Annotated in this window: 14 protein-coding genes; 12 read left to right on the top strand and 2 right to left on the bottom strand. The window is 65.9% G+C overall.

Going from position 1 to position 10,335, the window contains the following annotated elements:
• Window positions 1-84: 84 nt before the first annotated feature.
• From ACQY80_RS05455 to ACQY80_RS05410, 10 genes are all read left to right on the top strand, one after another.
• Window positions 85-645: a DUF4402 domain-containing protein gene (locus ACQY80_RS05455; protein WP_428684404.1), complete on the top strand. Its 561-nt coding sequence runs from the start codon at window positions 85-87 to the stop codon at window positions 643-645.
• Window positions 646-688: 43 nt separating this feature from the next.
• Complete coding sequence (locus tag ACQY80_RS05450) at window positions 689-892, top strand: zinc-finger domain-containing protein (RefSeq protein WP_428684402.1); 204 nt, start codon at window positions 689-691, stop codon at window positions 890-892.
• An 83-nt stretch (window positions 893-975) separates the two neighbouring features.
• Window positions 976-1,527: a DUF4402 domain-containing protein gene (locus tag ACQY80_RS05445; protein WP_428684400.1), complete on the top strand. Its 552-nt coding sequence runs from the start codon at window positions 976-978 to the stop codon at window positions 1,525-1,527.
• Between the two features lie 39 nt (window positions 1,528-1,566).
• Window positions 1,567-3,009 (top strand): metalloprotease TldD, encoded by a 1,443-nt coding sequence (gene tldD, locus ACQY80_RS05440; protein WP_428684398.1) that lies wholly within the window; start codon window positions 1,567-1,569, stop codon window positions 3,007-3,009.
• Window positions 3,010-3,172: 163 nt separating this feature from the next.
• The gene (locus tag ACQY80_RS05435; RefSeq protein WP_428684396.1) at window positions 3,173-4,387 is read left to right on the top strand and encodes a hypothetical protein; all 1,215 of its coding nucleotides are present in this window, start codon (window positions 3,173-3,175) and stop codon (window positions 4,385-4,387) included.
• Window positions 4,388-4,488: 101 nt separating this feature from the next.
• Window positions 4,489-4,896, top strand: coding sequence for a hypothetical protein (locus tag ACQY80_RS05430; protein ID WP_428684394.1), 408 nt, complete (start codon window positions 4,489-4,491; stop codon window positions 4,894-4,896).
• 5 nt (window positions 4,897-4,901) lie between these two features.
• Entirely contained in the window at window positions 4,902-5,477 is a 576-nt protein-coding gene (locus tag ACQY80_RS05425; protein ID WP_428684392.1) for a DUF924 family protein, read from the top strand.
• Window positions 5,478-5,508: 31 nt separating this feature from the next.
• A complete protein-coding gene (locus tag ACQY80_RS05420) occupies window positions 5,509-6,072 on the top strand; it encodes a pyridoxamine 5'-phosphate oxidase family protein (RefSeq protein ID WP_428684390.1) in 564 nt (187 codons plus the stop codon).
• The gene (locus ACQY80_RS05415) at window positions 6,072-6,302 is read left to right on the top strand and encodes a DUF2007 domain-containing protein (RefSeq protein WP_428684388.1); all 231 of its coding nucleotides are present in this window, start codon (window positions 6,072-6,074) and stop codon (window positions 6,300-6,302) included. The genes ACQY80_RS05420 and ACQY80_RS05415 overlap by 1 nt, the downstream gene beginning before the upstream one ends.
• An 18-nt stretch (window positions 6,303-6,320) precedes the next feature.
• Complete coding sequence (locus tag ACQY80_RS05410; protein ID WP_428684386.1) at window positions 6,321-7,019, top strand: endonuclease/exonuclease/phosphatase family protein; 699 nt, start codon at window positions 6,321-6,323, stop codon at window positions 7,017-7,019.
• Window positions 7,020-7,022: 3 nt separating this feature from the next.
• Here ACQY80_RS05410 and ACQY80_RS05405 read toward each other — a convergent pair whose 3' ends face one another.
• The gene (locus ACQY80_RS05405) at window positions 7,023-7,565 is read right to left on the bottom strand and encodes a winged helix-turn-helix transcriptional regulator (protein ID WP_428684384.1); all 543 of its coding nucleotides are present in this window, start codon (window positions 7,563-7,565) and stop codon (window positions 7,023-7,025) included.
• A 95-nt stretch (window positions 7,566-7,660) separates the two neighbouring features.
• Here ACQY80_RS05405 and ACQY80_RS05400 point away from each other — a divergent pair, with 95 nt between their 5' ends.
• Both ACQY80_RS05400 and ACQY80_RS05395 read left to right on the top strand, forming a co-directional pair.
• Window positions 7,661-8,035, top strand: coding sequence for a VOC family protein (locus ACQY80_RS05400; RefSeq protein WP_428684382.1), 375 nt, complete (start codon window positions 7,661-7,663; stop codon window positions 8,033-8,035).
• Entirely contained in the window at window positions 8,035-8,505 is a 471-nt protein-coding gene (locus ACQY80_RS05395) for a hypothetical protein (RefSeq protein ID WP_428684380.1), read from the top strand. Before ACQY80_RS05400 ends, ACQY80_RS05395 begins: the two co-directional genes overlap by 1 nt.
• A 352-nt stretch (window positions 8,506-8,857) precedes the next feature.
• Here ACQY80_RS05395 and ACQY80_RS05390 read toward each other — a convergent pair whose 3' ends face one another.
• Window positions 8,858-10,327 carry an ammonium transporter gene (locus ACQY80_RS05390; protein ID WP_428684378.1) on the bottom strand — a complete coding sequence of 490 codons (1,470 nt, stop codon included), beginning with the start codon at window positions 10,325-10,327 and terminating at the stop codon, window positions 8,858-8,860.
• Window positions 10,328-10,335 lie beyond the last annotated feature (8 nt).

The following is a 10,335-nucleotide window of genomic DNA, read 5'->3' as shown; positions in this document are numbered from 1 at the left end:
CGACCTTGCGCCCGCGAAAGCCGCGATTGACTGATAAGCGCCGCGTTAACGCTAAATTGGAAAGTCGGCCCTATCAGGGGCTTCGTGAGGACCAGCCACATCTTTTGCCCGCTGCACACGCAGCGCGGCTTCGCCGCCCTTGTGCTTGTTATCGCGTCCGCCGCCGCATCGCCGGCGCTCGCGCAGAACAGCACGCAGGTGCAGACCGACGCCATCGTGCTTCGGCCGCTTTCCTTCTTCAAGGTCAACGACCTCGATTTCGGCAGCATCATCGCCTCGGGAACCGCGGGCACGGTGCGGATTGCCCCCGACGGGACGCGCACCCGCACCGGCGGTGCGACGATCGTCGGAAACGACGGCGAGCCGGCACGCTTCGCGGGGCTCGGCACGCCGAACCGGCAGGTCAATATCTCGCTCGGCGCGAACTCGATCTTCATCACCGGTCCCGGCACGCGGATGCGGGTGCGCGATTTCGAGATCGGGTCGACGCCGACGGCGATCCTGTCGACCACCCCGACGCGCTTCACGATCGCGACCGCGATCGGCAATTACAACTTCCCCGTCGGCGCAACGCTGGAGGTCGGGGCGAACCAGACGCCCGGCGACTATGCCGGCACCTTCACGATCACGCTGAATTACCTCTGACAGGCGATTGCGGGCGGGCACCGCGCTTGCTAAAGGCGCGTCAATGACCCAGCCTGCACCCCAGCCCGAGACGATCCGCACGCCCAAGACCCGCATTGCCTGCGACGGCACCGGCGATGGGCTCGCCAACGCCGCGCTCGGTCATCCGCGCGTGTGGCTGGAAATCGACCCCGATCAGGGCTTTGCCGACTGCGGTTATTGCGACCGGCGCTTCATCCTGACCGGCGGCGCGGCTGATCACGGCTAAAGCTTAAGCCGGGATTCACCATCCCCGCGCATCATCGATTCACGTCCTGACCCTATCAGTCTGTTCCAGACAGGAGCAGAATCGTGGGGATTCGAGGGACCAACCAACAGCGAGCGGCGCTCCGCCGTCTCGCTATCGCTGCTGCAGCGGCGGGCGCGCTCGCGTGCATTCCGGCCCATGCCGCCAACCAGACAGGCACCGCGACCACGGTGATCGTGCGCCCGAACTCGCTGGTCAAGGTTGACGATCTGGATTTCGGGACGATCGCGAGCGGCCCGACCGCAGGGACGGTGACGGTCAACGCCGTCACCGGTGCGCGCTCGACCACGGGCGGGGCAACAGCGGTTGGTGCCGTGTCGCAGCGCGCGACCTTTCAGGGCACCGGAGGCATATTGCTGATCACCGTCATCGGCGATACCAGCGTCACACTGACCCGCGCGGGCGGGGGCGGGACGATGACCGCCAGCCTCGTTCGCGCGGCGACGACCAGCGGCGGCGGGGTTGCGCTGCTCGGCGGGACATTGCTGCCCAGCGGGGTCCAGACCTATTATGTCGGCGGTACGCTCAACGTCGGGGCGAACCAGGCACCGGGCGATTACAGCGGGACGTTCCAGCTCACCGTCAATTATCTCTGAGCGCTGGCGCCGGGGCACCGGCGTGCCTATATCGGGCCGATGACAAGCCCGACCGACCCCCGCCGCTTTCTCTATCGTGCCGATGCGCTCGACCCCGATCTGGCGCAGAAGCTCGCGCGCGAAGCGCTCGCCAAGGCCGACGACGGCGAGCTGTACCTGCAATATCGCGCGACCGAGAGCTTCGGCTTCGACGACGGGCGGCTCAAGACCGCCGATTATTCGACCGACGCGGGCTTCGGCCTGCGCGCCGTATCGGGCGAGATGACGGGCTTTGCCCATGCGAGCGACGTCAGCGCAGGGGCGATCCGCCGCGCGGCCGAGACGCTCGCACTGCTCGACCCCTCCAGCCAGGCGCACGCCGCGCCGCCGCCGCGCACCAACCGCCATCTGTATGACGAAGCGAACCCGCTCGACCTCATCCCCTTTGCGAAGAAGGTCGAGCTCTGCCAGAAGGTCGACGCCGCGGCGCGGGCGCGCGATCCGCGTGTCGTGCAGGTATCGGTTGCGCTCGCGGGTAGCTGGTCGGTGGTCGAGATTGTCCGTGCCGACGGCTTCCTCGCGACCGACATCCGCCCGCTCGTCCGCCTTAACGTCTCGATCGTCGTCGAGGAGAATGGCCGCCGCGAGAGCGGCTATTTCGGCCTCGGCGGCCGCTATATGTACGACCATCTCTTCGAGGAGGCGCAGTGGAACCGCGCGATCGACGAAGCGCTGAACCAGGCGCTCGTCAATCTGCGTGCGGTCGATGCGCCCGCCGGCGAGTTCACCGTGCTGCTCGGCCCCGGCTGGCCAGGCGTGCTGCTGCACGAAGCCGTCGGCCACGGGCTCGAGGGCGATTTCAACCGCAAGGGCACCAGTGCCTTTTCGGGCCGCATCGGCGAGCGCGTCGCGGCGGCGGGCGTCACCGTCGTCGATGACGGCGCGATGGAAAGCCCGGTCGGCGGCGGCCGTCGCGGCTCGCTCAGCATCGACGATGAAGGCACCCCGACCGGCGAGACGGTGCTGATCGAGGACGGCATCCTCAAGGGCTATATGCAGGACCGCCTCAACGCGCGGCTGATGGGGGTCGAGCCGACAGGCAACGGCCGCCGCGAGAGCTTTGCGCACGCGCCGATGCCGCGAATGACCAACACCTTCATGCGCGGCGGCAACGACGATCCTGCCGAGCTCTTGAGCCGCGTCAAAAATGGTATCTTCGCCAAAAGCTTCGGCGGCGGACAGGTCGACATCGTGTCGGGCAAGTTCGTCTTCAGCTGCACCGAGGCGTACAAGATCGAGAATGGCAAGCTGGGCGATTCGATCAAGGGCGCGACGCTGATCGGCGACGGGCCGAGCGTGCTGACCAAGGTCACCGGCATCGGCAACGACATGGCGATCGACGAGGGCATCGGCATCTGCGGCAAAGGTGGCCAGAGCGTCCCCGCGGGCGTCGGTCAGCCGACGCTGCTGGTGAGCGGGCTGACGGTGGGCGGTACGGCCTGATCAACCGCGTCATTGCGTCCCTGCGAGCGCAATGACGAATGCCTGTGACTCGCCTCACTTGGCGAGGCGCGCTTTCCTGCTTATACCCCCTTCAAACAGAAGAAAATTTGGGCCGCATCGTTATCCGCGGGAGGGGTGACCCTTCCGGAACAGGGAGGATTTCATGCGTTCGAGTCTGCGTTTCATCTCCATTGCCGCGGTCGCGGCGATGCTTGCCGCCGTTCCGGGGTCGGCGCAGAAGACCAGCGGTCCCAAGGAACGCTATGAAATGGATGTCGCGACGATGTCCGGCTTCGCCGCGATGGGTGGCGGCAAGGGCGGCTTCGGCGGCGCGATGAGCATGATGTTCGGCGGCGATCCGAACAGCAAGGTTGCGTATCAGCTGCTGCTCCGCCTCGGGTCCGGGCAGGCGCCGACCGCCCCGCCGCCGAAGGGCGATCATTTCTTCCTGCCGCAGGCCAAGCTTGGCAAATCGGTGCCGCTGATCGCACCCGAGCGCAAGGAAGGCACCTATCCGACCGAGTTCGAGCGTCCGAAGGGCCGCCTGCTCCTCTATTGGGGCTGCGGCGCGAAGGCCGGGCCCGGCCAGCCGGTGGTGATCGATTTTGCCAAGGTCGCGGCGGGGCAGGTGCCGCCGAACCTGTTTTCGAGCGCGGTGCCGGTGATCCGCGAGGTCAGTCAGGCGAACAGCAAATCCTATGTCGACTGGCCGAACACGAAGGGCGGCAAGCAGCCGTCATCGGGGTCGTCGCTGCTCGGCGCGCACCGCATTGCGAGCAATATCGGCCCCGATATCAATTTCACCCTCGCACAGGATTATATGCAGGGGCTGAGCGCCTCGACCGCGATCCAGGCGGACCAGTCGGTGATGGTGCGCTGGAACTCGGTGCCGAACGCGACCGGCTATGTCGCGTGGACGATCGGCGGCATGGACCGGCAGGACAAGGGCGGCGACATCATCTGGTGGACGAGCAGCGCGTCGCAGCAGTTCGGCGGCGGGCTGTGGGACTGGCTGCCGCCGTCGGTGGTCGCGAACCTGATCACCAAGAAGATCGTGATGCCGCCCAGCCAGACGAGCTGCCAGATTCCCGCCGAGGTCAAGAAGGCGTCGGGCGAGATGATGCTCGGTAACCTCAACGCCTTCGGGCCCGAGGCGAATTTCTCCTATCCGCCGAAGCCCGCGGGCAACGCGGTCTGGAATATCGACTGGACCGCGAAAGTGCGCTTCCGTTCGCACACGATGCTGCTGATCGGTGCCGATTTCGGCGGCCTTGGTGGGGCGAGCGGCGGATCGTCGACCGGTGGCAGCACGCCGGCCGAGCCCGAAAAAAAGAAGAAGTGCAAAGGGCCGCTGGGTATTCCGCTGCCGACCTGCTGATCCGGTAAAGCGTGCCGAACGCGCGTTGAGTCAGCCCCGGTTCACGCGCGGCGGTGCAGGATGGCGGAAGGGTAGGGTATGTTGAAGACAGGAGTCGAACCATGCGTACGCTGATCCCCGCCATTCTTGCCGCCGCCGCGCTCGCGGCCTCGCCTGCGGCGGCCATCGCCAAGGAAAAACGCACCCCCGAGGAACAGCTTTCCAAGCTGCTCGATGGACGAGTCGCCGGCGAGCCGAAAGACTGCATCAGCCTGACGAGCATCGACAATTCGCAGATCATCGACAAGACCGCGATCGTCTATCGCGACGGCAGCACCTTGTGGGTCAATCGCCCGCGCAGCGGCGCCGACAGCCTCGACGATGATGATGTGCTGGTGACCAAGACGACCGGCAGCCAGCTGTGCAGCATCGACGCCGTCCAGCTTCACGACCGGACCAGCCATTTCTGGCGCGGTTTCGTCTCGCTCGGCGAGTTCGTGCCGTATCGCAAGGTCAAGGCGGCCGAATAATCCGCATGCAGGACGACGCGACTCCGCTGGCACCGCCGCCCGCCGACTGGGCGGCCGAGCTGCTTTCCTTCTGGTTCGATGCACATGGCATGGACGACTGGTATGGCGGCGGTCCCGATTTCGACGCGGCGGTGCGCGCGCTGGCGGGCGAGTGGCGCGAGGCGCTGCGCGTGCTGCCAGCGGACAGCTTCCTCACCGATCCCGACACCGCGCTCGCCGCGGTGATTCTGTTCGATCAGGTGCCGCGCAACATTCACCGTCATCAGGCCGAGGCCTTTGCGACCGACGAACTGGCGCGCGCGGTTGCGCGCGGCATCGTCGCGCAGGGCTGGGAGCAGGGTTGGCCCGATCTGCGGCGGCACTTCGTCTATCTGCCGTTCGAGCATAGCGAGGACATTGCCGATCAGCGCGAATCGGTGCGCCTGATGAGCCAGCTCGCCGATCCGATCTTCCACGATTATGCGAAGAAGCATTTCGACGTCATCGACCGGTTCGGCCGCTTTCCGCACCGTAACGCCGCGCTCGGCCGCGCGAACCGGCCGGGCGAGGAAGCGGCGATAGAAGAGGGCGGAAATTGGTGATAGGCGGGGCCGATCCCGACGGAGGACCGACATGGCCGAATTCACCGACACGCTGACCGACAAGCATATCGCCTTCATCGAAAGGCAGCCGGTCTATTTCACCGCGACGGCGGCGAGTGACGCGCGGATCAACCTGTCGCCCAAGGGCTATGCCGACAGCTTCCGCGTCCTGTCCGAACATCAGGTCGCCTATCTCGACCTTGGCGGATCGGGGAACGAGACGCACGCGCATCTGACCGCGGACGGCCGGATCACGATCATGTTTTGTGCCTTTGACCGTACCGCGCTGATCCTGCGCATCTATGGCCGCGGCCGGCCGGTGTTGCCGCAGGATGGGGAATGGGAAGCGCTGGCCGCCCACTTCACCTTGCTTCCGGGAACGCGCCAGATCTTCGTCATCGACGTCGAAAGCGTGCAGACGAGCTGCGGCTGGGGCGTGCCGATGATGGAACTGCAGCATGAGCGTGAGACGCTGCAGAAATATCACCGTCAGGCCGATCCTGACCTGTGGGTCGAGAAATTCCAGGGCCGTACCCAAAGCATCGATGGCCTGCCGACGCGCCCGACCGACCGCTTTATCGCAGGCGACGCCTGATGTCGCTGGTCGAGCTCGTCCGCCTGCCGAACGGCGTCGAGGCCGAATTGCTGCGCGGTCGGCTCGAAAGCGCGGGCGTGCATGCCGTATGCTTCGATGCGGGGATGAACATCGCCGAAAGCGTCGGATTGCTGATTCCGGTGCGCGTGATGGTGCTCGACGAGGATCTGGGCGAGGCGCGGGAACTGATGGAAGAGTTCGAGGCGGCCGGGAACGGAAACGGCGGCTGAGCGCTTGAAAAGCACGTCATGATCAAGGTCGCTTCCTATAATATGCGCAAGGGCATCGGACTCGACCGGCGCCGCGATCCGGGCCGGGTACTTTCGGTCCTGTGCGAGCTCGACGCCGATGTCGTCGCGCTGCAAGAGGCCGACCGCCGTTTCGGCACGCGGGCGAGCGCGATCCCGCCCTATATGTTCGAGGAACATAGCGACTATGTGCCGGTCGATCTGCTCGACGGGCGTCCCTATGCGATCGGCTGGCACGGCAATGCGCTGCTGGTGCGCAGGGGGGTCGAGGTCGAGGAAAGCCATGCGCTGCGCCTGCCGACCCTCGAGCCGCGCGGCGCGGTCGCCGCGACCTTGCGGATCGGCAATCAGCGACTGCGTGTCGTCGGCATGCACCTCGACATTTCGGGGCTGCGCCGCCGCCAGCAGGCGAAGGCGATCCTTCACCATGTCTCGGCGGGTGAGGCGCTGCCGACGGTGCTGATGGGCGACTGCAACGAATGGCGCAATCGTGGCGGCTGCCTTGCCGATTTCGGCGAGCACCACCGGCTGGTCGACACGGGGCACAGTTTCCACAGCCGCCGCCCAGTCGCGAAGCTCGACCGCATCTTTGCCTCGCCGGACCTCGAGCCCGTCGATGCAGGGGTGCATCGCAGTGCGCTCGCCGCGCGCGCGTCGGATCATCTGCCGATCTGGGCGCGATTCAAGGCTGTGGGCTAGGCGTCAGTCGAGGCAGGCCGCGGCGAGCAGGCGGCCGTTTCCGGTCAGATCGTAGCGACTCGCCGGCGGGCGCGTATCGAGGATTTCGCGCGTGACGAGGCCGTGTTTGCCGAGCGCGGTCAGCCCTTGCGAAAGCGCGCGCGGTGTCGCCGGCGCGAGCAGGCGCGACAAGGCGTTGAAGCGGTCGTGCCCCGCCCCGATTCCCGCGACGAGCGGCAGGCTCCAGCGCGTCGCCGCGCCGGGCGTCAGGCCGACTGCTTTCTGCGCCTCCGCGATCGTGGCGGCGCGCGCTGCGGCGGTCTCTCCCTTGTCGGTCAGGATATATTCGGGACGCAGCGGGTGGCCATGGCCCGGATTGCGCCGGACCCAGCCCGTCGCGGCGGCGGCATCGAGCGTGCGCGACAGGCTGTCGCGGGGCAGGGCGAGCCGGTGGAGCAACTCGACGAAACGCGCGCCCTTGTGCGCGGCAAGGTCGGCGAGCAGCGGCACCAGCCAACGATGGCTGCCGAGGTCGGCGAGCAGGGGATCGGGGTTGCTTGACCGCATTTGCTACTAACTATACAAACCAGACCATAAGGGCAAGCGGTTCGGAATCAGCGATTCGCCGCCCGGCCACCGTGATCGTAAAGGAGAGGGATGACATGGCACTTCAGATCGGATCCGAACTTACCTGTTCGATGGGGGTCAAGGACATGACCGCGTCGATCGTCTGGTATGAGCGGGTGATGCAGTGCAAGCTGCTCTACCGCGCCGACGAGATCGGCTGGTGCGAGCTGGCGACGCCGATGACCGGGGTGAATATCGGGCTGAGCGAGGTCGAGAGCGTCGTACAGGGCGGCGGCGCGACCAATGTGTTCGAGGTGGCCGACATCGTCGAGGCGAAGGTGCATCTCGACGCCGAAGGGGTGCGACAGGACGGCGATATCCAGCATATCCCAGGGCTGGTGAAATTGCTCACATTCTACGACCCCGACGGCAACGCTTTCATGTTCTCGCAGTCCGAGATGGCGGCCTGATGTCGATCTGGTGGGCTGCGGCGCTGGTCGCGCTCGCGGCGCCGGCTGAAGCGCCGACGCTCGCGGCCTGGCACGGGCAATGGGTGGGCGAGGGGCAGGCGTTCGGCAAGCCCGCGACCGCGACGCTTTCCATTGCGCCGGGGGAAGCGGGCACAACGGCGCTCGCGTATCGGTTGAGCATCGAGGGCGAGCCCCCGGTCCGCTATTCGGCGGATGCCGTTTACGCCCTCGACGCGAAAGGCCGTGTGCGTGGCCAATGGACCGACAACTATGGTCGCACCCGGCCGGTTTCGGGGGGTGTTGCGGGTGCAACATGGTGGGCGCATTGGGGCAGCGCCGACGTCGAGATCGGCCGCTCGATCTATGCCCTTAACGGCGATGGAACGCTGACCGTCAGCGATTCGGTCTTGCAGGACGATGGCGGCTGGCGCCTGTTCGCGATGCTGCGCTATCGGTGCACAAACGGCTGAAAATCGGGAGTTTCGGGAGGGCGCTTGCTGCGCGCGCAAAAAAAGAGGGCCGGGACTTGCGTCCCGGCCCAGCCTTTCAGGCTCTCCCCTCCTGAAACTCATGGCAGACTGAATGCCATATTAATGTCATGTTGCAAAGGCTAAATTTGCGGCACCCGAGCCCAAAATTTGTGCACCCTTTTCGTCGCGCCGAAAGGTGCGGAAAAGTGCCGGATGCTGCGCAGCACATGCACAAAAAATGGCCGGGAGCAAAAGCTTCCCGGCCAGTGGTTCGCAGGAGGAACCTGGGTAGGATCCCGCCGCCTCCGTTTGAAAGAGGAGAGAGAGCGGCGGCGACGGGTATCCTGTCTCGTTAGATATTGTAGGCGCGTTCCCCATGTTCGGCGAGGTCGAGCCCTTCCTGTTCGACCTCCGCAGACGGGCGCAGACCGATCGTATATTTGAGTGCAAGGAACAGGAGCGCGCTGACCACACCAGTCCACAGGACCGTGGTGCCGACGGCCCAGATTTGCGTCATCACCTGACCTGCCAGATCGAACTCGCCGGCCTTCGCCACGGGTGCGGTATAATCGATCCAGCCCTGACCACCCCAGGCGGGGTTGGCGACGAAGCCGGTGCCGATCGCGCCGACGATGCCGCCGACAGCGTGGATCCCGAACACGTCGAGCGAGTCGTCATATTTGAGTTTCTTCTTCACCGTGGTGACGAAGAAGAAACAGACCAGCGAAGCGACGGCGCCGAGGATGATCGCGGTACCAGGATGAGCAAAGCCCGCCGCCGGGGTGATGGCGACCAGACCGGCGACGACACCCGAAACGCCGCCCAGGAGTGAGGGTTTCTTGTGGATGATCTGTTCGATGATCGCCCAGGTTGCACCCGCTGCCGCGGTGGCGACGAGGGTGTTGATGAAGGCGAGCGCGCCGAAAGCGTTGGCTTCGAGCCCCGAGCCGGCATTGAAGCCGAACCAGCCGATCCACAGCAAGGAGGCACCGATCATCGTCATGACCAGATTGTGCGGCGGCATCGGTTCCGAATTGAAGCCAATGCGCGGGCCGATCACGAGGCAGCCGACCAGGCCGGCGATACCGGCATTGATGTGGACGACGGTGCCGCCGGCGAAGTCGAGCGCGCCCCAGCCCCACAGCAGGCCCATGTCGGTGGGCGCGGCGTGCAGGAAGTCAGGGCCGGCCCAGTACCAGACCATGTGCGCGATCGGGAAATAGGCGAGCGTCAGCCAGAGCACCGTGAAGATGATCAGCGGCGTGAACTTCACGCGCTCCGCGAACGCCCCGACGATCAGCGCCGGCGTGATGCAGGCGAAGGTCATCTGGAAGATCACGAAGACGTATTCGGGGAGATAAACCCCGTTCGAGAAGGTGGCGGCGAAGGTGTTGACATCGACCCCGGCAAGGAAGGCCTTGTCGAGTCCGCCGAACAGCGTTGGGAACGGCGAACCGGTCGAGGTGAAGGCCATCGAATAGCCCCAGCTGAACCAGACCAGCGCGGCGACGCAGACGATCGTCAGCACCTGCATCAGCACCGAAAGCATGTTCTTGGCGCGCACAAGGCCGCCGTAGAAAAGCGCCAGCGCGGGCACCGACATCATCAGCACCAGCGCCGAGGCGACGAGCATCCACGCCACGTCGCCCTTGTTGACCATCTCGGCCGTCGGCACGAACGGGGCGGGCGCCGCCGCTTCGGCGGCCGGTGCGGCAGGCGCTGCGACCGCCGTCGCCGCTTCCTGCGCCCATACGGGCAGCGCGGCGAACAGCGACAGGCCGACGGCCCCCGCGCTCGCCGCAATCTTGTTTGCGAACGTCATAGTTTCCC

It is taken from the genome of Sphingopyxis sp. (assembly GCF_965279755.1).
Lineage (GTDB): Bacteria > Pseudomonadota > Alphaproteobacteria > Sphingomonadales > Sphingomonadaceae > Sphingopyxis.
Note: the sequence above shows the minus strand (reverse complement) of the source record. Positions and strands in the feature narration are given on the sequence as shown.